The 24,657-nt window shown below is 70.7% G+C and carries 22 protein-coding genes; 11 read left to right on the top strand and 11 right to left on the bottom strand.

Annotated features, from left to right (window positions below; genetic code table 11):
* Window positions 1–85: 85 nt before the first annotated feature.
* On the top strand, window positions 86–1,357 hold the full coding sequence (locus tag IE278_RS07945; protein ID WP_246570133.1) for an MFS transporter: 1,272 nt from the start codon (window positions 86–88) through the stop codon (window positions 1,355–1,357).
* A 188-nt stretch (window positions 1,358–1,545) separates the two neighbouring features.
* Here IE278_RS07945 and IE278_RS07940 read toward each other — a convergent pair whose 3' ends face one another.
* From IE278_RS07940 to IE278_RS07910, 7 genes are all read right to left on the bottom strand, one after another.
* Window positions 1,546–2,646, bottom strand: coding sequence for a calcium:cation antiporter (locus tag IE278_RS07940; protein WP_189770177.1), 1,101 nt, complete (start codon window positions 2,644–2,646; stop codon window positions 1,546–1,548).
* Between the two features lie 71 nt (window positions 2,647–2,717).
* On the bottom strand, window positions 2,718–3,020 hold the full coding sequence (locus tag IE278_RS07935) for a hypothetical protein (protein ID WP_189770176.1): 303 nt from the start codon (window positions 3,018–3,020) through the stop codon (window positions 2,718–2,720).
* A gap of 128 nt (window positions 3,021–3,148) precedes the next feature.
* On the bottom strand, window positions 3,149–4,162 hold the full coding sequence (locus IE278_RS07930; protein ID WP_189770175.1) for a TerC family protein: 1,014 nt from the start codon (window positions 4,160–4,162) through the stop codon (window positions 3,149–3,151).
* Window positions 4,163–4,482: 320 nt separating this feature from the next.
* Window positions 4,483–6,522, bottom strand: a complete 2,040-nt coding sequence (locus IE278_RS07925) for a TerD family protein (protein WP_189770174.1) — start codon at window positions 6,520–6,522, stop codon at window positions 4,483–4,485.
* Window positions 6,523–6,580: 58 nt separating this feature from the next.
* Window positions 6,581–7,159: a TerD family protein gene (locus tag IE278_RS07920; protein WP_189770172.1), complete on the bottom strand. Its 579-nt coding sequence runs from the start codon at window positions 7,157–7,159 to the stop codon at window positions 6,581–6,583.
* 142 nt (window positions 7,160–7,301) lie between these two features.
* Window positions 7,302–9,434 (bottom strand): excinuclease ABC subunit UvrB, encoded by a 2,133-nt coding sequence (gene uvrB / locus IE278_RS07915; RefSeq protein WP_189770170.1) that lies wholly within the window; start codon window positions 9,432–9,434, stop codon window positions 7,302–7,304.
* A gap of 40 nt (window positions 9,435–9,474) precedes the next feature.
* Window positions 9,475–10,335: an MHYT domain-containing protein gene (locus IE278_RS07910; RefSeq protein WP_189770168.1), complete on the bottom strand. Its 861-nt coding sequence runs from the start codon at window positions 10,333–10,335 to the stop codon at window positions 9,475–9,477.
* 277 nt (window positions 10,336–10,612) lie between these two features.
* Here IE278_RS07910 and IE278_RS07905 point away from each other — a divergent pair, with 277 nt between their 5' ends.
* The 6 genes from IE278_RS07905 (at window position 10,613) to IE278_RS07880 (ending at window position 16,977) form a co-directional block, all read left to right on the top strand.
* On the top strand, window positions 10,613–11,485 hold the full coding sequence (locus tag IE278_RS07905) for a glycerophosphodiester phosphodiesterase (RefSeq protein ID WP_189770166.1): 873 nt from the start codon (window positions 10,613–10,615) through the stop codon (window positions 11,483–11,485).
* Window positions 11,486–11,593: 108 nt separating this feature from the next.
* Window positions 11,594–12,148 carry a methylated-DNA--[protein]-cysteine S-methyltransferase gene (locus tag IE278_RS07900; protein ID WP_189770164.1) on the top strand — a complete coding sequence of 185 codons (555 nt, stop codon included), beginning with the start codon at window positions 11,594–11,596 and terminating at the stop codon, window positions 12,146–12,148.
* 195 nt (window positions 12,149–12,343) lie between these two features.
* On the top strand, window positions 12,344–13,615 hold the full coding sequence (locus IE278_RS07895) for an MFS transporter (RefSeq protein ID WP_189770500.1): 1,272 nt from the start codon (window positions 12,344–12,346) through the stop codon (window positions 13,613–13,615).
* 118 nt (window positions 13,616–13,733) lie between these two features.
* The gene (gene fdhA / locus IE278_RS07890) at window positions 13,734–14,960 is read left to right on the top strand and encodes a formaldehyde dehydrogenase, glutathione-independent (protein ID WP_189770162.1); all 1,227 of its coding nucleotides are present in this window, start codon (window positions 13,734–13,736) and stop codon (window positions 14,958–14,960) included.
* 143 nt (window positions 14,961–15,103) lie between these two features.
* Complete coding sequence (locus tag IE278_RS07885) at window positions 15,104–16,003, top strand: pseudouridine-5'-phosphate glycosidase (RefSeq protein WP_189770498.1); 900 nt, start codon at window positions 15,104–15,106, stop codon at window positions 16,001–16,003.
* Window positions 16,000–16,977: a carbohydrate kinase family protein gene (locus IE278_RS07880; protein WP_246570130.1), complete on the top strand. Its 978-nt coding sequence runs from the start codon at window positions 16,000–16,002 to the stop codon at window positions 16,975–16,977. Before IE278_RS07885 ends, IE278_RS07880 begins: the two co-directional genes overlap by 4 nt.
* A gap of 37 nt (window positions 16,978–17,014) precedes the next feature.
* Here IE278_RS07880 and IE278_RS07875 read toward each other — a convergent pair whose 3' ends face one another.
* Window positions 17,015–17,809 (bottom strand): methyltransferase domain-containing protein, encoded by a 795-nt coding sequence (locus IE278_RS07875; RefSeq protein WP_189770160.1) that lies wholly within the window; start codon window positions 17,807–17,809, stop codon window positions 17,015–17,017.
* A gap of 256 nt (window positions 17,810–18,065) precedes the next feature.
* On the opposite strand from IE278_RS07875, the gene IE278_RS07870 reads away from it, so the two are divergent.
* Window positions 18,066–19,193 (top strand): magnesium and cobalt transport protein CorA, encoded by a 1,128-nt coding sequence (locus IE278_RS07870; protein WP_189770159.1) that lies wholly within the window; start codon window positions 18,066–18,068, stop codon window positions 19,191–19,193.
* 126 nt (window positions 19,194–19,319) lie between these two features.
* Here IE278_RS07870 and IE278_RS07865 read toward each other — a convergent pair whose 3' ends face one another.
* A complete protein-coding gene (locus tag IE278_RS07865; protein ID WP_189770158.1) occupies window positions 19,320–19,748 on the bottom strand; it encodes a CBS domain-containing protein in 429 nt (142 codons plus the stop codon).
* 286 nt (window positions 19,749–20,034) lie between these two features.
* A complete protein-coding gene (locus IE278_RS07860) occupies window positions 20,035–20,676 on the bottom strand; it encodes a nucleoside/nucleotide kinase family protein (protein ID WP_189770153.1) in 642 nt (213 codons plus the stop codon).
* A 180-nt stretch (window positions 20,677–20,856) separates the two neighbouring features.
* Between IE278_RS07860 and IE278_RS07855 the strand changes: the two genes are divergently transcribed.
* The 3 genes from IE278_RS07855 (at window position 20,857) to IE278_RS07845 (ending at window position 23,955) form a co-directional block, all read left to right on the top strand.
* A complete protein-coding gene (locus IE278_RS07855) occupies window positions 20,857–21,606 on the top strand; it encodes a DUF2293 domain-containing protein (RefSeq protein WP_189770151.1) in 750 nt (249 codons plus the stop codon).
* 203 nt (window positions 21,607–21,809) lie between these two features.
* Window positions 21,810–22,289: an anthrone oxygenase family protein gene (locus tag IE278_RS07850; RefSeq protein WP_189770149.1), complete on the top strand. Its 480-nt coding sequence runs from the start codon at window positions 21,810–21,812 to the stop codon at window positions 22,287–22,289.
* A 178-nt stretch (window positions 22,290–22,467) separates the two neighbouring features.
* On the top strand, window positions 22,468–23,955 hold the full coding sequence (locus IE278_RS07845) for a glutamate synthase subunit beta (RefSeq protein WP_189770147.1): 1,488 nt from the start codon (window positions 22,468–22,470) through the stop codon (window positions 23,953–23,955).
* A gap of 103 nt (window positions 23,956–24,058) precedes the next feature.
* On the opposite strand, the gene IE278_RS07840 is transcribed toward IE278_RS07845, so the two are convergent.
* Window positions 24,059–24,613 (bottom strand): carboxymuconolactone decarboxylase family protein, encoded by a 555-nt coding sequence (locus IE278_RS07840; protein WP_373311936.1) that lies wholly within the window; start codon window positions 24,611–24,613, stop codon window positions 24,059–24,061.
* Window positions 24,614–24,657 lie beyond the last annotated feature (44 nt).

Below are 24,657 nucleotides of genomic sequence, written 5' to 3'. Positions count from 1 at the left end.
GGGCCCCCGCGCGCCCCCGTAACCCATGGTGACTGTGGGTAGTTGACGCGGCATGCACCGTGCACGCACAGTAAAAACCCCTTCCATGCTGCGACTCGCGGCCGCGGCACTCGCCGGGACGGCCATCGAGTTCTACGACTTCTTCATCTACGGGACGGCGGCGGCGCTCGTCCTCGGCCCGCTGTTCTTCCCGACGTTCTCGCCGCTGGCGGGGACCCTGGCGGCCTTCGGAACCTTCGGTGTCGGCTTCGTGGCGCGGCCCCTCGGCTCGGTCCTGTTCGGGCACATCGGGGACCGGCACGGACGGCGGCCCGTGCTCGTCGCCTCCCTGCTGCTGACCGGCGCCTCGACCGTCGCGGTCGGCTGCGTACCGACGTACGCCTCCATCGGTACGGCGGCTCCAGTGCTGCTTCTTGTGCTGCGTTTTCTGCAGGGTCTCGGGCTCGGCGGGGAGTGGGGCGGTGCGGTGCTGCTCACTGCGGAGCACGCGCCCGCCGACCGTCGCGGACTGTGGTCGAGCTTCCCCCAGATCGGACCGGCACTGGGGTTCGTCCTCGCCAACGGGGTGATGCTGGGCCTGTCGGCGACGCTCTCCGACGCGCAGTTCGCGTCCTGGGGCTGGCGTGTGCCGTTCTGGGCGGCGGGTGTGCTCGCGGCGGCCGGACTGTGGCTGCGCTCCTCGCTCGCCGAGAGCCCCAGATTCCTCGAAATGCGGGACCACGCGCGCGTGCCGCTCGTCGAGGTCGTCCGCGGCCACTGGCGCCTCGTCCTGCTGACGGCCGGCGCGCTCTCCGTCGGCTACGCGCTGTTCTACGCGGTGACGACCTGGTCCCTCGCCTACGCGACCGAACGGCTCGGGGTGAGCCGTACCGTCATGCTGGCCATCATCATGGCGGCCGTCGTGGTGAAGGGTGTGCTCACTCCGCTGGTGGCCGTTCTGAGCGACCGGTACGGGCGGCGGCCCCTGTGCCTGGCCGGCTGCGCGGGTGCCGCCGTATGGATGTTCCCGATGATCGCGCTGCTGTCGACGGGCGAACCTCTACTGATGTTCCTCGGCTTCCTCGTGGCGCTGATCGCGTTCGTGACGATGTTCGCCGTGATCGCCGCGTATCTGCCGGAGCTGTACGAGCCACGGGTGCGCTGCACGGGCGCGGCGGTCGGCTACAACCTGGGCGGGGTGCTCGGGGGCGCGCTCACCCCGATCGTGGCGACGGCGATCGCCGACCAGAGCGGCCGGGTCCCGTGGGGCGTGGCCGCCTATCTGACGGGCGTCGCGCTGCTGAGCCTCGGCTGCTTCGCGCTGCTCCCGGAGACACGGTTCGTGAAGGTGGCGACGGTGGAACCGGCGACGGGCTGAAGGGCCCGCGGGTCAACCCCTCGCCCGCCCGGGTGTGCGAGCGCCGTTCCCGGCATCGGTTCCGGTTCGGGCGCCGGCCTCGGTTCCGGTTCTGGTTCGGGCGTCGGCCTCGGTTCCGGTTCTGGTTCCGCCGCCTGCGTCGGTTCCGGTTCCGGCCCCCGCCTCGGTTCCGACTCCGGTTCTGGTCCCTACGGATTGATCGCGAGCTCCAGATACGCCGCGAACAGCACCAGATGCACTCCGCCCTGGAGCGGGGTCGCCCGGCCGGGGACCACGGTGAGCGAGCTGACCACCACGGTCAGCGCGAGCAGCACCATATGGGTTGAGCCCAGGCCGAGGACGAGTGGTCCGGAGAGCCAGATGGACGCGACCGCCACGGCCGGGATGGTCAGGCCGATGCTCGCCATCGCCGAGCCCAGGGCGAGGTTCAGGCTGGTCTGCACACGGTCGCGCCGGGCGGAACGCAGCGCGGCGATCGTCTCGGGGAGCAGCACGAGCAGAGCGATGATCACGCCGACCACGGAGTGCGGCATCCCGGCCGCCTCCACCCCGGACTCGATGGTGGGCGAGACGCCCTTGGCGAGGCCGACCACGCCGACGAGTGCCAGGCCGAGGAAGCCCAGGCTGATCAAGGCGGTCCTGGAGGCCGGGGTGTCGGCGTGGTCGTCCGCGTCGATCACTTTTCCCTGCCGGGTGATCGGCAGGAAGTAGTCGCGGTGCCGCACTGTCTGGGTGGCCACGAACATGCCGTACAGGACGAGCGAGGAGAGAGCGGCGAAGGTGAGCTGGGCCGTGGAGAACTCCGGGCCCGGCTTGCTGGTGGTGAAGGTCGGCAGCACCAGGCTGAGTGTCGCCAGGGTCGCCACGGTCGCGAGAGCTGCGCCGGTGCCCTCCGCGTTGAAGACGGCCAGGCCGTGCCGCAGGGAGGCGACCAGCAGGCTCAGACCGAAGATGCCGTTGCAGGTGATCATCACGGCCGCGAAAACGGTGTCACGGGCGAGCGTGGAGCTCTTGTCCCCGCCGTCCGCCATGAGAGTGACGATCAGCGCCACCTCGATGATCGTGACGGCGACGGCGAGGACCAGCGAGCCGAAGGGCTCCCCGACGCGATGGGCGACCACCTCGGCGTGGTGGACCGCGGCCAGCACGGCGCCGGCCAGCACCAGCGTCACCAGGGCCACGACCGCGCCGGGCAGATCACGTCCCCAGGTGAGGGCCAGCAGGACGATCGCGATCACGGGCACGACGGCTGTCCACTGCGTCATGAGTGACCGAAGCCGAACGATCATGCAGCGATCGTCGCAGTCACACGCGAGCCCCGCACTCCGGCGGCACACGGCACGCGCCGTGGCCGCCCGCGCTACTTCAGCTCGGACGACTCCCGTACGTCGCAGTCGGTGAACTGCGGCGGACGGCTGCACAGCGCCGCCATGCGCTCCGCCATCCTGGTCGTCTGCGGGTCCTCGTTGTTGCGCATCGCCTCGTCGAACGACTCGAACTCAAGGACCACGAGGTAGCGGTTCGGTGTGTTCCGGTCGTGCAGGACCATGCGGTGCGTGGGGCCGCCGCTGCGCCCGGCCGAGCCCTGCTCCGCCTCGCGGACCAGCTCCCGCATCTCGTCGATGCGCTCGGTCTCGAAGTCGATGATCTGCGCGAACTTCATGGGTACCTCCACTCGGCCGGGCGCCCCCGGGCCGGGGACCGCTCAGCACACAAGCAAGCACCGGGAGCGGTCGTCGGCAATTCGCCGAGCGTCGCTCCCGGTGCTGGTTGTTTCTACGTCCGACGCGGTCAGACGTCGATGCTGTCCTTCTGGGACCCTTCGCCCTTCTGGGTTCCTTCGGCCTGCTGCGCCTCTACGGCCGCCTGCTTCTTGGAGGCCATGAGGCTGGTGATCGTGGTGATCACCAGGACACCGCAGATCACGCCGAGGGAGACCGGGATGGAGATCTCCGGGACATGGACGCCGGACTCGTGCAGCGCGTGCAGCACCAGCTTGATGCCGATGAATCCGAGGATGACCGACAGGCCGTAGCTGAGGTGGACCAGCTTCCTGAGGAGTCCGCCGATGAGGAAGTACAGCTGTCGCAGACCCATCAGCGCGAACGCGTTGGCCGTGAACACGATGTACGGGTCCTGCGTCAGACCGAAGATCGCGGGGATCGAGTCGAGCGCGAAGAGCACGTCGGTGGTGCCGATCGCGAGCATCACGACCAGCATCGGGGTCATGACCCGCTTGCCGTTCTGCTGGATCCACAGCTTGGTGCCGTGGTAGCGGTCGGCGACACCGAAGCGGCGCTCAGCCGCCTTGAGCAGGCGGTTCTCCTCGAACTCCTCGTCCTCGTCGTCGGCGCGGGCTTCCTGGATCAGCTTCCACGCGGTGTAGATGAGGAACGCGCCGAAGATGTAGAAGACCCACGCGAAGTTCGCCAGGACCGCGGCACCCGCGGCGATGAAGATCGCGCGCAGGACGAGGGCTATCAGCACGCCCACCAGCAGCACGCGCTGCTGGTACTGCGTGGGCACCGAGAACTTCGCCATGATCAGGACGAAGACGAAGAGGTTGTCGACGCTCAGCGACTTCTCGGTGATGAAGCCGGCGAAGAACTCTCCGGCGGGCTGGCCACCGGAGAAGAGCAGCAGTCCGAGTCCGAACAGGGCGGCCAGGACGATCCAGACGACCGTCCAGATCCCGGCTTCCCTGATGGATACGTCGTGCGGCTTGCGGCCGATGAAGAAATCGACCGCGATGAGGGCTGCGAGGCCCACGATCGTCAGGACCCAAAGGGTCACGGAAACATCCACTGCGCCTCCGGCAGTTCGTAACGGCAAATGTCAGCGTCGTCGCTGCTGGAGGTCTCTTCCACCCGATGTGTCCGGGGCGCTCGACGCGCCCGGGGTTATCCGGGCCGACGCCCCGGGATCCGGCCGGATCCGTATTGACGGGTACGTCGCAGTAGGTAGGGAGTACTCCCCTCCGCACTAACGACAGTACCCCAATCACCAAGGAAAGGTAAAGAGATTGGTAAAAGAAGTGCCAAGTTCGCTGGTCAGGGGATTTGACGAACCCTTGGGGAAGCCGGGGAAGTCCTGACGGGGCTCAGCGGGTGAACCCCGTCAGGACCTCAGCGGTTCCAGGAGCGACGGGCGGTCGCGACCTGGGTGAGGACGTGCTGGAGCACCTGGCTGCCCGGCGGAACGCGCGAGGGGTCGTAGGTCCAGGTGTGTCCGACCCAGGGGTCGGCGAGGTGATCGTCGGGCACCGGCGTGAGCCGGAGCAAAGACCGCCACAACGGGTCGAGCAACGGCCCGTAGGCGGCGGCGTCCTCCCGGTCGGCGACCAGCATGAGGTGCACCCCGACGGCCGGCCCCTCGTCCGCGAGATAGCGCAGCTGGGTCACGGCACGGTCGTCGAAGCCGTGCGGGAAGTCGTTGACGATCAGCAGTTGCTCGGCCGGGTCGAGATCGGACGGCAGTGCGTCGGCCGCCCCGCCGCGGACGGCCATCTGCACCAGGTCCACCCGCTGGGTCAGCCGGGCCAGTACCTCGTTCACTCCGGCCGCGCCCACGGCGGGCGGCGCACCGAGCACCCCGGTGCTCACGAGGGGTGCGAGGGACGAAGCCGCCGAGCCCGCCGCGTCGATGACGTGCACGGTGTATTCGCCCGCCGGATAGACGGCGAGCAGCCGGGCCGCGTGCGCCACGGCCGTGTCCATGGCGAGGCGGCGCAGGTCGTCGGAGTCAGCTATCGAACCCTCGAAAGATCCCGTACGGCCGCTGTCGATCCACAGTCCGCGCTCCAGCGGCAGCCGCACCAGCATCGGAATGCTGAGGCCGGCGCTCTCGGGCAGGTGCAGATCGCCCAGGCGCACGGCCATGGGGATCTCCATCGGGACGCGGTAGCCGTGCCAGGCGGGGTTGTCCCAGCGCGCGAACGCCGGGGGCAGCGCGGGTTCGACGACCTCGGCCTCCGCGGTGAGCTGGGCGAGGTCGCGGTCGAGCGCCTCCCTGGCCCGGTCGACCAGCTCGGCCTGCTTGGCGCGGGCCGCCTCGCGGGCGGCATCGCCGTGCCCGCCGATCCGGGCGCGCGGGTCGGACAGAACCTTGTCGAGCTCCTGCTCCATGCGGGACTCGGCGAAGTCGACCGCGCTGCGGTACGCGGCGGTGGTGCGGGCCAGGTCCTCGAACATGCCCCACACCTGGTTGTACAGGCGCTCCTCCATGGACCAGCCGGTCGCGTCGCCCGCCACGGGCCGGGCCGGCTGCCCCGGCTGGGCCGGAGGCGCGGTCGGCGGAGGCGGAGGCGGTGCGGCGGCCTGGCGGCCGGGGTGGCTGTAGTTGACGGGGCCGCCTGCTCCGGGCCCGGCGGGCTGTGTGACGGCGGACGGGTCCCCCGGTGCGGAAGCCGCGGGGTAAGCGGGCTGCGGCGCCCCGGGGCCGACGCCGGGCGCGGTGGATCCCTGCCCCCCGGGGTGGCCGTGCTGCGGTGCCACCTGGCCGGGCGTGCCGGGGGACGTCGAGCTGCCCTGGTCCTGACCCAGCGCGGGGGTCGCGGCGTGCCGGGAACGGCCGCCGTCGGCCGCACGCGGCGGGGGCGCGGCCACCGAACGCGCGAGGCCCTGGACGACCGCTTCGTTGATGCTGCCCGCGAGTTGACGGGCCTGGGGAAGGCCCTGGTCGGTGAGGAGCTCGGCGAGGCCGCCCGCGTACCCCTGGCCCACGGCGCGTACCTTCCAGGCTCCCTGCCTGCGGTAGAGCTCCAGCGCGACGACGGCCGACTCGGCGTCGAGACCGGTCACCGTGTAGCTGGCGACTTCGGAACCGTCGAGTCCGGTGACCGCGACGAAGGGGGCGGCGACGGCTCCGAACCGGACCGGACCGCCCACTCCGGACGGCAGGGCCAGGAGCACACTGACCCGGTGCACGGTCTCCGGCAGGGCGTCCAGGTCGCACGCGAGCCGGTGATCGGCCGCCGCCTGCTTGGACACCTCTATGCCCGGCAGAGTGGGTGAGCCCGGATGGGCCACCCACTCGACCCCGTGCACCTTGCCCCGCTCGTCGCTGAGCGTGGCCCCGGCCACGATCGGCTTGCCGGCCGACACCCGGATCTCAAGTCGGGCCTGGGAGAGCGGGTGGTTCTGCCCCCGGACCAGCTCAGCCGTCATCGCCTTCGTTCCCCCTGTGTACTCGTGTGCCGGCGCGGGGCCGACGGGCCGGTCTTGACTACAGGTGCGGCAGGATCGCCGGCATCAGGTCCTGGAAGGTACGGCCGTTGGCAGGCGTACCGATGGCGGTCATCTGCCAGCCCGCGCCCGCGCGGTGGACCTTCGCCATGATCTGCGCGGTGTACTGCCCGCCGCCCGCCAGGGTGTAGCGGGCCAGCTCCTGGCCGTTGGTCTCGTCGACCAGACGGCAGAACGCGTCCTGCACCTCCTGGAACGTCTGGCCCGTGAACGAGTTCACGGTGAAGACGATCTGGTCGATGTGGACCGGGATGCGCGCGAGGTCGACGAGGATCGCCTCGTCGTCGCCGCCCTGGCCCACACCGCCGACGAGGTTGTCACCGGTGTGCCGCACGGAGCCGTCGTCGCTGACGAGGTGACGGAAGAACACCACGTCGACCGGCTGCTTGTCCGCGAACAGCACGGCGGACGCGTCGAGGTCGATCTCGCGGGTGCGGGAACCGAACAGGCCACGTCGCGGGGCTGCCTGCCAGCCGAGCCCCATGCGCACCGCGGTCAGCGTGCCTCCGTCGTTCTTCTGCAGACTGATGGCCTGACCCTTGGTCATGTTGACCGTCACGCGCTGTTCCCTTCTCGGACTGTCTCCCCTGTTGCCGCAGAATCCTGCGGTTGACCAGCAACCCTACGCAGAGCCACTGACAGCCCCGAAGCCCGGTGCACACTTTGTGTCGGTCTTGCAACACTGTGCGGTGACCGGGACGTCAGGCGATACCCGCCTCCTTCATCTGCCGCAGCTCCTTCTTCATCTCCGAGACCTCGTCGCGCAGCCGCGCGGCGATCTCGAACTGCAGGTCCGCGGCGGCGGCGCGCATCCGCTCCGTCATCTCCTCGATCTGCCCGGTGAGTTCCGCGACGGGGCGATCGGTCGGCACGGTCGCCTTGTCCTTCGCGGACTTGGCTCCCTTGGCCGCCTTGGACCCCAGCGCGGGCACGGGTGCCTTGGCGCTCTTGCCGTCCTTCGACTTGCGGTAGCCCGAGCCGAGCAGCTGCTCCGTGTCGACGTCCTCGCGGGCGATCTGCGCCACGATGTCGTTGATCTTCTTCCGGAGGGGCTGGGGGTCGATGCCCCGCTCCGTGTTGTACGCAACCTGCTTCTCCCGGCGGCGGTTGGTCTCGTCGATGGCCTTCTCCATCGCCGGGGTGATCTTGTCGGCGTACATGTGGACCTGGCCGGAGACGTTGCGTGCCGCGCGGCCGATGGTCTGGATCAGCGAGGTGCCGGAGCGCAGGAAGCCCTCCTTGTCGGCGTCGAGGATCGACACCAGGGAGACCTCGGGCAGGTCGAGGCCCTCCCTGAGGAGGTTGATGCCGACCAGGACGTCGTACTCACCGGCGCGCAGCTCACGCAGCAGTTCGACCCGGCGCAGGGTGTCGACGTCGCTGTGCAGGTAGCGGACCTGGATGCCCATTTCCAGGAAGTAGTCGGTGAGGTCCTCGGCCATCTTCTTGGTGAGCGTGGTGACCAGGACGCGCTCGTCCTTCTCGGTGCGCTTGCGGATCTCGTGCACCAGGTCGTCGATCTGGCCCTCGGTGGGCTTGACGACGACCTCGGGGTCGATGAGGCCGGTGGGACGGATGATCTGTTCGACGAAACCGTCGCCGCGCGAGAGCTCGTACTTGCCGGGTGTCGCCGACAGGTAGACGGCCTGTCCGATGCGCTGCTGGAACTCCTCCCACTTCAGGGGACGGTTGTCCAGGGCGGAGGGCAGCCGGAAGCCGTGGTCGACGAGGGTGCGCTTGCGGGAGGCGTCGCCCTCGTACATCGCGCCGATCTGGGGCACCGTGACGTGCGACTCGTCGATGACGAGCAGGAAGTCGTCCGGGAAGTAGTCGAGCAGTGTGTTCGGCGGGGAGCCGGGCTCGCGGCCGTCGAAGTGCATCGAGTAGTTCTCGACGCCGGAGCAGGAGCCGATCTGGCGGAGCATCTCCAGGTCGTACGTCGTGCGCATGCGCAGCCGCTGGGCCTCCAGGAGCTTGCCCTGCTTCTCCAGCTCGGACAGGCGCTCGCCCAGTTCCTTCTCGATGTCGTTGGCGGCGCGCTCCAGGCGCTCGGGCCCCGCTACGTAGTGGGTGGCCGGGAAGATGTACAGCTGCTGGTCGTCGGTGATGATCTCGCCGGTGAGCGGGTGCAGCGTGGACAGGGCCTCGATCTCGTCACCGAACATCTCGATGCGGACGGCCAGCTCCTCGTAGACCGGGAAGATCTCGATGGTGTCGCCGCGGACGCGGAAGGTGCCGCGGGTGAAGGCCAGGTCGTTGCGCGTGTACTGGATGTCGACGAAGCGGCGCAGCAGCTCGTCGCGGTCGATCTCGTCGCCGACCTTGAGGTTGACCATGCGGTCCACGTACTCCTGCGGCGTACCCAGGCCGTAGATGCAGGAGACCGAGGCGACCACGACGACGTCGCGCCGGGTGAGCAGCGAGTTGGTGGCGGAGTGGCGCAGCCGCTCCACCTCCTCGTTGATCGAGGAGTCCTTCTCGATGTAGGTGTCCGACTGCGGGACGTAGGCCTCGGGCTGGTAGTAGTCGTAGTACGAGACGAAGTACTCGACCGCGTTGTTCGGCAGGAGCTCGCGGAACTCGTTGGCGAGCTGGGCGGCCAGCGTCTTGTTCGGCGCCATCACGAGGGTGGGGCGCTGAAGCTTCTCGATCATCCACGCGGTGGTCGCGGACTTTCCTGTGCCGGTGGCACCGAGGAGGACGACATCCTTCTCACCCGCGAGGATGCGCCGCTCGAGGTCAGCGATGGCAGCGGGCTGGTCGCCGCTGGGCTGGTAGGGACTGACGACCTCGAAAGGCGCCACCGTGCGTTCGATCTTGGATACGGGCCGCATGGAATCAACCGTACGACCCCGCACTGACAACGGGGTCCTCTCACCAGTTCTGCGGGGTCCGCGAATCGTCGTGGTGGCGGGAGCGCGGGCCGGGCACGCGCCCGCGACCGGTGGGGTGGACGGTGTGGGCCGGGATGCCGGGTTTCTGCTCGGCGGCGCTCCAGTCGGGCTTGCCCATGACCATCAGCGGGTCGAACATCACGACGACGCCGGCTAGCAGCAGGAAGGCCAGCGGGCCGATCATCAGGGGCGCCAGCAGGGAGGCGGGAGAGTCCCCGGCGGGGGCGCTGGCGGCGCCGTGCAGATGGACGCTGAGGGCTGCCATCCCCGTGTAGTGCATGCCACTGACGGCGAGGCCCATGACGAGGCTCGCGCCCACGCTCCACAGGAAGCCGCGGACCTGGCCCGCCGCCCACAGGGCCGCGATCGCGGCGGCGACGGCGATGACGACCGAGGCCGCGACGGTGAGGGTGTTGTACTCGAGCTTCCCGTTGAGACGCATTCCGGCCATGCCCAGGTAGTGCATGGAGGCGACGCCGAGTCCGGTGATGGTGCCCCCGGTGAACAGAGCCGTTCCGGAGGCTCCCCGGTATCCGACGATGAAGATCCCGATGCCGACCATGACGATCGCGACGCCGAGACTCGCGAAGGTCATCAGCATGTCGTAGTTCACCGGGGTCTCCCGGACGGAGAACCCCATCATCGCGATGAAGTGCATGGTCCAGATGCCGGAGCCGATCGCCGCGGACCCGAGGGCGAGCCAGCCCGGGCGCCAGGAACGGGTGACGAGCATCGACCTCGTGGTGCAGCGCAGACCGAGCGCTCCGCCGAGGCACGCCATCAGGTACGCCACGAGCGGCGTGACGAGTCCGTAGCTGAATCCGTCGACCGTGCCCTGCATGCGCGGTTGCCTTTCCGCCCTGTTACATCCCGGAATTTCGTGAAATGCCCCCGCCCCAGGAGCGCCGCAGCGACCAGGGTTGTCGCAGAGAGTATGACTCGCACCTGAACGGTCGAACGATTTTCCGGCAAAGAATCACGACCTTGCCCCAGTTGTGCGGCACACGTGATCGGGCTCGGGCAACTCCATTCAATTTATGGCCATCCTGTACCCCCCTGAAGTTGACCCCCTGCTGTCACGCTGAGACCGTCCGTGATCGCAGACGCTAGGAGTACGCATGCACGCGCGCGCTGCCGCCGCCACGACCACCGCGCTCCTGGGAGCCGCCGTCGTTCTCCCCGCCCACACCGCTCACGCGGCCGTGAGCACCGACCAGCCCCTGGTCATCGCACATCGCGGAGCCTCGGCCCAAGCCCCGGAGAACACCCTCGCCGCCATCGACCGCGCGGCCCGTCTCGGGTTCACCTGGGTCGAGAACGACGTCCAGCGCACCAAGGACGGCAAGCTCGTCGTGATCCACGACGACAGCCTGGCCCGCACGACCGATGTGGAGAAGGTCTTTCCCAAGAGGGCCCCCTGGAAGGTGAAGGACTTCACCGCCGCGGAGATCGCCCGCCTGGACGCGGGCAGCTGGTTCAGTCCTCGCTACAAGGGGGCTCGCGTTCCGACGCTGAAGCAGTACATGAACCGGGTCTCGCGCAACCACCAGAAGCTCGTCCTGGAGATCAAGAACCCCCAGCTGTACCCGGGCATCGAGCGGGAGACCCTCAAGACCCTCAGCAACGAGGGCTGGCTGGGCCCGGCCCATGTGCGGAGCAAGCTGGTGATCCAGAGCTTCAGTGCGGCCAGTGTGCGCAAGGTGCACGCCCTGCGGCCCGACATCAGGACGGGGTTCCTGGGCACCCCGTCGGTCGCGGAGCTGCCCGTGTACGCGCGGTTCGCCGACCAGATCAACTCGTCGCACACGACGATCTCCCGCGCGTACGTCGCGACGATCCACGCGCTCGAAGGGCCGCACGGCAGGCCGCTGGAGATCTCCACCTGGACCGTCGACACCCCTGCGGACACGCGGCGTGTCGCGGGTCTCGGTGTGAACGGCATCATCACGAACAAGCCCGACGTGGTGCGGAAGACCCTTCGCGAGAACTGAGCGCCCGCGCTGAACAGCCCGTAGCCGATGACCGGTGGCCGGTGGCGTGGCCGCCCGTACGCGTCCGCGCCACCGGCGTTGTCAGTGGTGCGCCGTACCGTGGAGCGCATGAACAGCCATGGGCAGGACGAGCAGCGGGTGGTGTGGGCCGTCGTCGACAGCGGCATCGGCCCGCTGCTGCTGGCGGCGACCGGCGAGGGCCTGGTCAGCGTTGTCTTCCACGCCACGGACGAGGTGCGCGACAAAGCCCTGGAGCGGCTCGGATCGCGGTTCGCCACCGAGCCCGTCGAAGCGCCGGGGTCCCCGCTGCTGGCCGAGGCGATACGACAGTTCGCGGCGTACTTCGCGGGCGAGCGTCGCGACTTCGAGCTGCCCTTGGACTGGTCCCTGATCTCCGGCTTCAACCGCCAGGTGCTGCGCGAGCTGGCGTCCGGCGTTCCGTACGGGGCGGTGGTGGGCTACGGCGACCTGGCGCGGCGTGTCGGCCAGCCGGGGGCGGCCCAGGCGGTGGGGATGGCCATGGGATCGAATCCGCTGCCGGTCGTCGTGCCCTGCCACCGGGTCGTGGAGCGGGACGGCGGCATCGGCGGGTTCGGCGGCGGCGTGGAGACCAAGCGGAAGCTGCTGGCACTGGAAGGGGTGCTGCCGGAGCCGCTGTTCTAGGGGCATCTCCGTCGTCCGTGGGGTGTTCCGGGTTCACGACCAGGGGGAGACTGCGCCGGTGACCACGCCCGAGTTCACTCATGTGCACGCGTCCGTCCCGGTGCTCTTCGCGGACCAGGCGGACCCGTCGGACCCGGCCGACGCGTTCGCCCTCCCTTCCGTCGCTCGGATCTCCCTCCCCCGGGCGTGTTCGCGGTGACCGCCGTCGAGCGGCCGGTCGCCGTGCCCGTCGACGCGGCCGGACTGCCCGCGCTGCGGCGCCGGACCTCCGCCGTCCTCATCGCCAGTCAGATCCTCGGCGGGCTCGGTGTGGCCACGGGCATCGCGCTCGCCGTGGTCCTGGCCCAAGAGGTCGCCGGTACCGAATCGCTCGCCGGGCTCGCACCCACCGCGACCGTCACCGGCACGGCGGTGCTCTCGGTGCCGCTGGCCGCCCTGATGACCGCGCGCGGTCGCCGGCCGGGGCTCGTGCTGGCCTACCTCATCGGCGCGTTGGGGGCCGGGGTCGTGGTGGCGGGAGCGGTCATGGGGAGCTTCCCGCTGCTGCTGGTCGGCATGGCGGGTTTCGGCGCGGCCTCGTCGGCGAATCTGCAGGCCCGCTTCGCGGCCGCCGATCTGGCCGAGCCGACGCGACGGGCACGAGCCATCTCGAACGTCGTGTGGGCCACGACGATCGGCGCGGTCCTCGGCCCCAACATCGCCGCGCCCGCGGGCCGCAGTGTCTCCGGGCTCGGCATACCGGAGGCGGCGGGCCCTTTCGTGTGGGCGGCCGGGGTGTTCCTCATATCCGCGCTGCTGGTCGCGGTGCTGCTGCGGCCCGATCCCCTGCTCACCGCCCGCGCGCTGGCGCCGGTCGACGAGCAGTCCCCCGCCGCGCGGTCCATCAGAGCGGGGGCCGCCGCCGTCCGGGCATCCCCGCGTGCGCGGCTGGCCCTGGTGACGGTGGCCGTCTCGCACACGGCGATGGTGTCGGTCATGTCGATGACCCCGCTGGACCTCGGCCACCACGGGGCGGGCATCGATCTGATCGGGCTGGTCATCAGCGTCCACATCGCGGGGATGTACGCGTTCTCGCCCCTGATGGGGCGGCTGTCCGACCGGTTCGGCCGGCTCTCGGGGATAGGTCTGGCCGTGGCCCTGCTGGCCTGTGCGGCCCTCCTCGCGGGTACCGCGGGCGCCGACCATCGGCAGACCGCCGCCGGACTGTTCCTGCTGGGCCTCGGCTGGTCCGCCGGTCTCGTCTCCGGCTCGGCGCTGCTGACCGACTCCGTTCCCCAGCCCGCGCGCGCCGCCGCGCAAGGGCTCTCCGACCTGACCATGAACACCTCTGCGGGGCTCGGCGGGGCCGCCGCGGGCCTCGTCGTCGCCCAGGCGGGCTACGGCTGGCTGAACGCCGTCGCCGCCTGCCTGCTGCTGCCGCTCGGCGCGCTGGCGCTGTTCACCCGGGGCAGGAAGCCCCGTCCGTGATGTGCCCGACGGGGCCCCGCGCGAAGGCTGGCCGGAACGGTTCGCCGGTAGCAGACTCCGCCGTGCGCACAGCCACTGGCATCCGAAGGCACGGGGGCCGAAGGGACGGCGATCACGTATGAGCGGGAACAGGGCAGTCGCGTACCTCAAGCCGGGCGCGGTGGAAGTCAGGACCATCGACTACCCGACGCTCGAACTGCGGGACGGACCAGGCGTGGCCTCCGCGAACGTCGGCCGCAAGTGCCGGCACGGAGTCATCCTGAAAGTACTCGCCAGCAACATCTGCGGCAGCGACCAGCACATGGTGCGCGGCCGTACGACCGCGCCCGAAGGGCTCGTCCTCGGGCACGAAATCACCGGAGAGGTCATCGAGCGGGGCCCGGACGTCGAGTTCATCGAAGTCGGGGACATCGTCTCGGTGCCCTTCAACATCGCCTGCGGGCGGTGCCGCAACTGCAAGGAGCGCAAGACCGGCATCTGTCTGAACGTCAACCCGGCGCGCCCCGGGGCGGCCTACGGCTACGTCGACATGGGCGGCTGGGTCGGCGGCCAGGCGGAGTACGCGATGATCCCGTACGCGGACTTCAACCTGCTGCGGTTCCCGGACCGGGACCAGGCGCGCGAGAAGCTGCTCGACCTGACCATGCTGTCGGACATCTTCCCGACGGGCTTCCACGGCGCGGTGAGCGCGGGCGCCGGGGTCGGCTCGACGGTGTACGTGGCCGGCGCTGGGCCGGTCGGTCTCGCCGCCGCGGCCTCGGCGCAACTGCTCGGCGCAGCCGTCGTCATCGTCGGCGACCTCAATGCCGAACGGCTCGTGCAGGCCCGGAGCTTCGGCTGCGAGACGGTCGACGTCAGCCAGGGCGACGTGGGCGAGCAGATCGACCAGATCCTGGGCGAGCCGGAGGTGGACGCGGCCGTCGACGCGGTCGGCTTCGAGGCGCGGGCCCACGGCCCCGACGCCCCGGAGGCGCCCGCCACGGTCCTCAACTCGCTGATGGGCCTGACGCGCGCGGGTGGCTCGCTGGGCATCCCGGGCCTGTACGTCACGGACGATCCCGGTGGGGTCGACCAGGACGCGCGGACGGGCACGCTCAAGGTGCGGCTCGGCCTGGGATGGGCGAAGAGCCACCACTTCACCACAGGGCAGTGTCCGGTGATGCGGTACCACCGGGGGCTGATGCAGGCGATCCTCCACGAGCGGGTGCACATCGCCAAGGCCGTCAACGCGACGGTGATCGGCCTTGAGGACGCGCCGCGCGGCTACGCCGAGTTCGACCAGGGCGCCAGCCGTAAGTACGTCCTCGATCCGCATGGCGCGCTGACCGGGATACGCCCCGTCTGAACGTTGCCGGAGGTGTGAAAAGGGGTGTCCACGCGCTCGTGGGCACCCCTTTTCGCACCTCCGGTGTGCGCGGGGGTTTGGCCGGGCGCGCCGCCCGCCAGGGATGAGGGGAGAACCGACAGACAGGAGGCACGCGCGTGCTGATGGTGTCCGAAGAGGTTCGGGAGGCGCTGGCCACGGGCCGGCCCGTGGTGGCTCTGGAGTCCACGATCATCGCGCACGGGCTGCCACGTCCACGCAATCTTCAGGTGGCGCTGGAACTGGAGGAGGCCGTACGCCAGGAGGGGGCCGTTCCGGCGACGATCGCCGTACTCGACGGGCAGCCCCATGTCGGCCTCGACAAGGAGCAGGTGGAGCGGATCGCCAACGAGGAGGGCATCCGCAAGCTGGGACATCGCGATCTGCCCCTGGCGATCGCCGCCGGGGCCAGCGGGGCGACCACGGTGTCGGCGACGGCTCTGCTGGCCGCGCGGGCCGGAGTACGGGTGTTCGCCACGGGAGGCCTCGGAGGTGTCCACCGGGAGTGGACGCTGACGCAGGACGAGTCCGCCGACCTGGGACTCCTCGCCCGCACCCGGATCACCGTGGTGTGCGCGGGAGTGAAGTCGATCCTGGACGTGCCGGCGACCCTGCAGCGCCTGGAGACACTGGGCGTCGCGGTCGCCGGATACGGCACGGACCGCTTTCCCGGCTTCTATCTGTCGGACTCGGGACACCCGGTGGACTGGACGCTGGAGTCGCCGGGCGAGGTGGCGGCCGTGATGCGCGCGCAGGACACGCTGGACGGGCCCGCAACCGCACTGATCGTCGCCAATCCCGTGCCCGAGGCGCAGCAGCTGGATCCCGCGCTGCACGCGCGTGTGCTCGCCGACGCGCTGCACGCGTGCGAGGCGGAGGGTGTGAGCGGCCAGGCGGTCACACCGTTCCTGCTCGACCACCTGGTGCGTCACACCGACGGGGCGTCACTTGAGGCCAACCTGGCGGCGGTACGCGGCAACGTACGGCTCGCGGGGCGGATCGCGGCGGCCTGGACACAGGGGTGACGGGAGCGGGCGGTGCCGACGGGGCTCTCCTTGTCGTCGGTGATGTCATCACCGACGTCGTCGCCCGGCATCACGGACCACTCGCCCCGGGCACCGACACGGCCGCGGCCGTCCGGACCGTGCCGGGCGGTGCGGGCGCCAACGTCGCGTGCTGGGCGGCCCGTCGAGCCGGCACGGAGGTGCGGTTCCTCGGCCGGGTGGGCGCCGACTCGGCGGCGTGGCACGAGCGGGAACTGGTGGCTTCCGGGGTACGCCCCCTCCTGGTCGTCGACCCGCGGGCACCGACGGGGACGGTGATCTGCCTGGTGGACGCGGCGGCCGCGGCGGAGCGCACCTTCCTCACGGACAGTGGTGCTTCCCTGCGTCTGGACGCCGACGACTGGTCGCCCGCGCTGCTCGACGGTGTCGCACGGCTGCATCTGTCGGGCTATCTGTTCTTCTCCGAGCCATGCCGGGCCCTGGTGTCGGTGGCGGTGGAGTCGGCACGCGCGCGTGGAGTACCGGTGAGCGTGGATCCGGCGTCGGCGGGGTTCCTCGCCGAACTGGGCGTGAACCGTTTTCTCTCGCTCGCCGAGGGGGTCGACGTCCTGCTGCCGAGCCGGGACGAGGCCCGTCTGCTGACGGGCCTGCCCGATACGGCGGACGCGGCGGCCAAGTTGAGCCGCCTCTTTCCGCTGGTGGTGGTCAAGCAGGGCGAGGCCGGAGCCCTTGTCGCCCGGTCGGGGGCGGTCCGGTCCCGGGTTCCGGCGCAGGCGGCGACTCCTGTCGACACCACGGGCGCCGGTGACGCCTTCACCGGGGCCTTCCTGGCCGCCCTGCTCGCGGGCGGCCGACCGGAGGAGGCCGCCGCCGAGGGGTGCCGGGCCGGCGCCCGGGCGGTGCAGCAGGTGGGCGGCAGGCCGCAGACCCGGGCCGCAAAGTCCCTGCACGCAAAGGCCGCGGACGCACCGGACGCACCGGACGCGAAGGCCTAGCCCGACCGCCGCCCCACGGCATCCGCCTCACACGGCACTACACCTTGCGCCCCCATGCCGAGATCAGCGGTGGCGTGGCCAGGTCCATGCCGCCCGCGGCCACGTTCGCCAGGTGGCGGTCGATGTCCTGGTCGGTGGCGAGGCCCGCCGTGACGAGCTGATCGCGGACCTGACCGACCGTCGCGGACTCCAGGGCCCCGCAGGCAGGCGAGGTGAGCGGGAAGTACGCGTCCGCCTCGACCTGCCGCAGTCCGGCCTCGCGGAGCAGCCGGGGAAGGCGACGCCCGTACGAGAGTTCGGCGCCCCGCTCGGCGAGCGCGTCGCGCATCGCATGGCGCATCCGGTTGGCCAGCTGCTGCTCGGGGCCCCGCTCGTCCGGGCAGGCCAGCGGCTGCAGGGTCGGGTCGGCGTCCTCGACCAGGAGCCGGCCGCCGGGTCGCAGCGCCCTGATCATCGTGTGCAAGGCCCGCTCCCTGTCCGGCACATGAGCGAGGACGAGCCGGGCGTGCACGAGGTCGAAGCCCTCCGCCGGCGGCTCGTCGACGCCCACGTCGTGGACGCGCAGCTGAATCGGCGGCCGTACGGCCAGGGGTGCCCAGGAGGTGTCGAGGTCGGTCGCGAAGACCCGGCCGGTGGGCCCGACTCTCTTGGCGAGCCAGGACACCACCGACATGCCGGCCGCTCCCACCTCCCAGCAGCGCCAGCCGGATCCGATGCCGAACCGTTCGATGTGCCGGAACGTCGTGGGGTCGAAGAGAGCGGCGAGGGCGTCGAATCGCTGCCCCGCCCCGGGCGGGCGGTTGTCGAGGAGAGGTCCATCGGTTCGCGTCATGCCCTGATCATCCCATTTGTCAGGCTTTCTCCGGATGGTCGACGCTCCCGATGTGGGCGCGTCGAACCCGAGGGCCCCATGGCGTCGAGGCCGCTTTCGCGCTGTGTCGCCCGGCGGATTCCGGAAAGGTTCCGAACGGAATCCGGAGCGGAACGTTCCGTTCCCACAGGCCGAACCGGCCGTCGAAACATCCTGGCAGACTGGCCGCGGCAAGGCGCAGAGTGCGGCGCGAGGAGATCCACGCAAGGAGATCCAGATGTCCATGGCAGGGAATCTGCGGAAGGTCACGGGCCTGCGAAGGGTCGGCGGCCTCCGCACAGTGGCACGGCTGACACGACGGCGTGCCCGTGTCGACCTGAGCCACCCCGCCCGGTCACCGCTGGGCTCCGCGGTGGTGAACTGCGTGGCGTACGAGGAAGGGGCCAGGGTCCCCGCCGGCCGCGATCTGGTCGAGACGGTGGAGCGGGTCCGCAAGGCCGACGGCGGTTTCGTCTGGCTCGGGCTGCACGAGCCGACCGAGGTGGAGTTCGCGGGCATCGCCGAGCTCTTCGACCTGCACCCGCTGGCGGTCGAGGACGCGGTGGACGCCCACCAGCGCCCGAAGCTGGAGCGGTACGGCGACACGCTGTTCGCGGTGTTCAAGACGGTCTGCTACGTCGAGCACACCGAACTGACCGCGACCAGCGAGGTGGTGAACACCGGCGAGATCATGGTGTTCGTCGGCCGGGACTTCGTGGTGACGGTCCGTCACGGCCGGCATGGTTCGCTCGGTCCGCTACGCGAGGAGCTGGAGGCGAACCCCCAGCAGCTCACCAAGGGGCCTGCCGCCGTACTGCACGCGATCGCGGACCACGTGGTGGACGACTATCTGAATGTCACGGCCTCCGTGCAGGAGGACATCGACGAGGTCGAGACGGCCGTGTTCGCGGCGGACGGCGCGCGGGCCGACCCCGGGCACATCTACCAGCTCAAGCGCGAACTTCTGGAGCTGAAGCGGGCGGTGGTCCCGCTGGGCCGCCCCATCATGGATCTCGCCACACGGCCGATACGGGTGATCGACCCGGAGATACAGGCCTACTTCCGGGACGTCTCCGACCACCAGCTGCGGGCCGCCGAGCAGATAGCCGCGTTCGACGAGCTGCTCAACTCGATCCTGCAAGCACACCTCGCGCAGGTGAGCGTGGCGCAGAACGAGGACATGCGGAAGATCACGGCATGGGCCGCGCTGATCGCCGTGCCGACCATGGTCTGCGGTGTCTACGGCATGAACTTCGAGCACATGCCGGAGCTGCACTGGAAGTTCGGGTATCCGCTGGCGGTCGCAGTGATCGCCGTCGCGTGCTTCACCCTCTACCGCGGATTCAAGCGGAACGGCTGGCTGTGACCGCGCTCGCCCGGCACGGCTTGCCGGACGAGCGAAGTGCACGGTGTGCCCGTAGGACAGCGGGGGTTCACGGTGTGCCCGCAGGGCACGGAGTCATCGGTTCCCGCCGCCCGCGCGCCTGGCTCCTCAGCGCGAGTCGCTCCTCGCGTAGACGCTCTCGACCCAGCTCGCCAGTTGTTCGTCCGTCAGGTGCGAGGCCAGGTCGGCCTCGCTGATCATTCCGACCAGGCGCTTGTTCTCGATCACAGGGAGGCGACGGATCTGATGCTCCTGCATTTCACCGAGTACGTCGCTGACGTCGGCGTTCGCGTCGATCCAGCGCGGGGTGCCCTTGGCCATCTCTCCCGCGGTGACGCGGGCCGGGTCGTGGCCCATGGCCACACAGCCGATCACGATGTCGCGGTCGGTGAGGATGCCGCAGAGCCGTTCGTTCTCGTCGCTGATGGGCAGGGCGCCCACCTTGAGTTCACGCATCAGCTGGGCGGCCCGGTCCAGGGTCTCGTGAGCGGGGATCCACTGGGCGCCGCGGTGCATGATGTCTCCGGCGGTGGTCATGTAGTACCTCCCGATGCCGGACGGCCGGCGCGGCGCGGAGACGCACCGCTAGTCCCGGCGCCCTACATTCTCGCCGGGTACGAAGAGATACGCACCCGGACGGCCACGGCTCGGGCTTGACTGCCCCGCCCCACCGCCCCCCCCTCGGCTCTCACCTCACTCCTCCGCGCACGCCACCCCGCCGCCCGCTCACACCGTAGAAGCCGACGACCCGCTCGGGCAGGTGCCGCGGATCTTCATCGACGTGCCTGTGAGGCGGGGCGTTCGCGTCGGGGGCGGCCGTCCGTCAGCCGTTCCATGCCGGGTGGCGTGGGTCGTCCGCCCGTACCAGGACGTCGGCCGTGTCGCCCGGCGCCGTCTCGGTCTCGTACCGCTCGTACGCGGGGAGCGTCCAGTGCTCCTCCTGCGGGGTGCGGCGGCGCAGCGCGGCCGGCGAGAGGCGTACATGGACAGTGAGGTCGAAGGGGAACCAATGGTGCAGGAGCAGCGGTCCGTGCAGCAACAGCATCGCGCCGGGCGGCAGTTGGACATACGGGCTGCGGGTGGCGCGGTCGGTGGCAGGGTCCAGGAGGTCGGGCAGGACACGCCCGTCACCACCGGGTTCCAGGGGGCCGAAGACCTCCCGCCACAGGGCGCCGGTGTCGAACCAGCCGTCGTAGTAGGTGTCCACGTCCTGGCGGCCGTACTCGAACCGGAGCGAGGCGGGCCGCAGATAGCCTTCCGTGCCGACGACCAGGGCGGAGCGACCGCGTGGGCGGAGGGCCTCGGCGACGCGTTCGGCGAGGTCACCGGGGCGGGCCGCGGGGGCCCCGTCGAAGGCGACGCGCGGCCATGGGCCGCCGTCGGCCGGCTTCAGGTCGAGCAGGCGCTCGGCGATGAGGTCGCCGAGCCGGTCCCAGGTGATCGCTTCGAGTCGCACCCGGCCCATGATGCCGCGCGGACACACCTGTACGACGACCGCGTGCCCGTGCGGGGCTGTTCGAGGACATCGGTGGCCCGGCGGGCGGTGCGGCGATATCACGTAGGCGTGACGGGCGGTGCGGCGGCGAGAGGAGAAGGGGTGCACGGGTCGGCGTACGGGCGGGTGTCGTTCGGGAAGGAACCGCCTATGGCGACCATGGTGCCTCCCCCGCCCCGCACCGGGCCTCTTGTCGTCCAGCCTCTGAAGAGGCGGCACTGCGGCGAGTGCGGGGCCGGGCCGCTCGCGCTGCTGGTACTGGAGGAGGGGGCGCCGAGATGCCTCGACTGCGCCGACCTCGGACATCTGGTGTTCCTGCCCCGGGGGGACACGGCGCTGACGCGCAGGTCGCGGGAGGAGAGCGGGTTGTCGGCGGTCGTGGTGCGGTTCAACCGGCGGCAGAGCCGGTACGAGCGGCAGGGGGTGCTGGTCGAGGAGGCGGCGCTCGCGCGGGCGGAGGAGCGCTGCCTGGCGGACGCCGAGGCGAGACGTCGGCGCAGACTGCGGGACGCGCGGCGGCGGGCCGCCGAGGACGTGCGGTTCACGGAGGCGTTCGCGCGGAACATCCGGCGGCTGTTTCCCGGCTGTCCGGCCGACCGGGCGCACGCGATCGCCGCACACGCCTCGGTGCGGGGCAGCGGGCGGGTCGGGCGGAGCGCCGCCGGGCGGGCCCTGTCCGAAGCCGCGGTGGTCTCGGCCGTGCGCGCGGCGGTCCGCCACACGGAGACGCCGTACGACCAGTTGTTGATGAGCGGTGTCGCCCGCCACGAGGCCCGCCGTCGGATCGCCTCCGCGGTCGAGGCGACGCTGGCGGGCTGGCGCGAGGGCGGTCCAACCGGGGAGGGCGATCCGGCCGGAGAGAGTGGTTCGACCGGGGAGGACGGCGCGGGGGCGGAGTGAGACCTTCCGTGGGACGGCGTGTCTGAGACGCGCGGACATGGCGTCGAGCCCTTCGGCCATGGTCGCCCTCCCCGGCCGACAGTTCACTTGTGGGGGCAGGGGGTGCCGGGCAGGATCTTGAGGTTCGGGGTGGTCCGGCCCTCACGGTTTCGGGAACAGTGCGCGAGTTGTTGACCAGAGGTTCTGCTTACGCGGGAGTTGCCATGATCGAGGGACCGTACTTCGTGCTCACCGTGGTGGGCGTGCTCGGCACGGGGCTGGTGGCCGGGGTGTTCTGCGCGTTCTCGACGTTCGTCATGAAGGGACTGGCCTCGTTGCCGCCGGCACAGGGTGTCGCGGCGATGCAGGCGATCAATGTGACCGCGCTGATGCCGGCCTTCATGCTCGTGTTCATCGGGTCGGCCGTGCTGTGCGCCGTGATCGCGGTGGTCACCTTCGTGCTGTGGCCCGACGAGGGCACGGTGGAACTGCTGCTGGGCAGCGCGCTGTATCTGTTCGGCTGCTTCGGGGTCACGATCGCGGCGAACGTCCCGCGCAACAACAAGCTGGCCGAGATGGATCCCGGTACGCCGGAGGCCATCGCGTACTGGCCCACGTATGTGAGCGAGTGGTCGATGTGGAACCACATACGGATGGTCGCCTCCGCCGCCGGAGCGGTCCTGTACGTGCTGGCGCTGACCTGAGGGCACGAGGGCGGCGTCCACCTGGGGCGGATGCGGCCGCGGCGTCGTATCGTGGCGGGAAGAGTCTGCCAACAGGCCTCGCGGCCCACCGCCCCGACGACGGCGTCGCACATGGTGGAGCCGAAGACGGTGGCGAGCGCCGTACGGGGCCCCGTGCGTGTACGTGAGGGAGACGGCCATGGCCGATCCCAGGGGTTTCCTGAACTCCTCCCGCGAGGAATGGCCGCGTCGGCCCGTCGAGGACCGGGTCCGCGACTGGAACGAGGTGTACGTCCCCGGGGCGCTGCTGCCGATCGTCCGGACACAGGCCGACCGGTGCATGGACTGCGGCATCCCCTTCTGCCACGACGCCTGCCCGCTGGGCAACCTGATCCCCGACTGGAACGACCTGGTCGCGCGCGACGACTGGCGTGGGGCGAGCGACCGGTTGCACGCGACGAACAACTTTCCCGAGTTCACCGGGCGGTTGTGCCCCGCGCCGTGCGAGGCGGGCTGTGTGCTGGCGATCAACCAGCCCGCGGTCACCATCAAGAACGTCGAGGTCGCCATCGCCGACCGGGCCTGGGCGGACGGGTTGGCGCCGCCGCGGCCGCCGGACCGGCTGTCGGGGCGAACCGTCGCGGTGATCGGCTCGGGTCCGACCGGGCTGGCGGCGGCGCAGCAGCTGACCCGGGCCGGGCACACCGTCGTCGTCTACGAGCGCGACGACCGGATCGGCGGGCTGATGCGGTACGGCATCCCCGAGTTCAAGATGGAGAAGCGGCATCTGGAGCGGCGGATCACGCAGATGCGGGCGGAGGGTACGAAGTTCCGTACGTCGACCGCCGTCGGCCGGGACATCGGGGCGGCCGAACTGAAAGCGCGCCACGACGCGGTCGTCCTCGCCGTGGGCGCCACGGCATGGCGTGAACTGAACGTGGAGGGGAGGGAGTTGGGCGGTATCCATCAGGCGATGGAGTATCTGCCGCTGGCCAATCGGGTGTGCGAGGGGGACCTGGAGGCGTCTCCGTTGTCGGCAACGGGCAGGGATGTCGTGATCGTCGGCGGTGGTGACACCGGCGCCGACTGTCTGGGTACGGCGGTGCGTGAGGGCGCGAAGTCCGTGACCCAGCTGGACATCTACGCGCAGCCCGGTACGGAACGCGACGAGGCCTCCGAACCGTGGCCGGTGTACCCGAAGATCTACCGGGTGTCGGCCGCGCACGAGGAGGCCGGAGCCCTGGAGACGTCGCCCGCGGCCGACGCGGACGCCCGGCTCTTCGCGGCGTCCACGCTCCGTTTCACGGGGGACGGGTCCGGGCGGGTGTGTGCGCTGCACCTCGTCGAGGTCGACGCCGAACGCCGCCCGCGTCCCGGCAGCGAGCGCGCGCTCCCCGCCGACCTCGTGCTGCTGGCCCTCGGGTTCTCGGGCCCCGACCGTTCCGACGGCCTCGTCGACCAGCTCGGTCTCGACCTCGGGCCGCGCGGCACGATCGCCCGGGACGCGGACTTCGCGACCAACGTGCCGGGGGTTTACGCCGCCGGGGACGCGGCGCGCGGCCAGTCCCTCATCGTGTGGGCCATCGCCGAGGGCCGGGCGGTGGCGGCGGCGGTGGACCGCCGGCTGACGGGCGACTCACGGCTGCCCGCACCGATCGGGCCGCACGACCGGCCCATGACGGCCTAGCCTGCGTTCGCACGGGCCCGCCTCCGTCCCGCCTTTGTCCCCCGCCCCGGCAGGCCCTCGCCGGGACGGGCGCCGGCTCGGTGCGCCCCTCCCCCGGCGGCGTTCAGCGCTGGTCCGTGCCCGCCCTCTTCGCCGTCGACAGGGCGACGCGGTTCCAGGTGTTGATCGCGAAGATCAGGGCCAGGGTCTGGGCCAGTTCCCGGTCGTCGAAGTGCGCGGCGGCCTCGGCGTAGACGTCGTCCGGTACACCGTCGGCCGCGACCAGGGTGACCGCCTCCGTCAGCGCGAGGGCCGCCCGCTCCCGCGCGGAGAAGAAGTGCGGGGCCTCGCGCCACACCGCGACCATGTGCAGCCGGTCCTCGCTCTCGCCGGCCTTGCGGGCGTCGTTGGTGTGCATGTGGAGGCAGTACGCGCAGTGGTTGAGATGCGAGGCGCGTATCTGGATCAGTTCGACGAGGGCCGGGTCGAGCCCTTCGCGGGCCGCGGCGTCGAAGCCGATCAGGGCGCGGAAGACCTTGGGGGCGGACTTCGCGAAGTCGAGGCGGACATTTTCGGCCACCCCGGAGGCCCCAGCCGCCCCAACCGCCTCAGCCACACCAGCCGTGCTCGCGTTCCTCTCGTTCGTCGTGTTCATCGTGTTCGTCGTTTTCGTCGTCATGCATATGAGTCTATGAGGGATGGCGACCCTCAGTAGGGTGCACT

The organism is Streptomyces tauricus (assembly GCF_014650955.1).
GTDB classification, from domain to species: domain Bacteria; phylum Actinomycetota; class Actinomycetes; order Streptomycetales; family Streptomycetaceae; genus Streptomyces; species Streptomyces tauricus.
The sequence above is the reverse complement of the archived record's forward strand: the minus strand, read 5'-3'. Positions and strand labels throughout refer to the sequence as shown.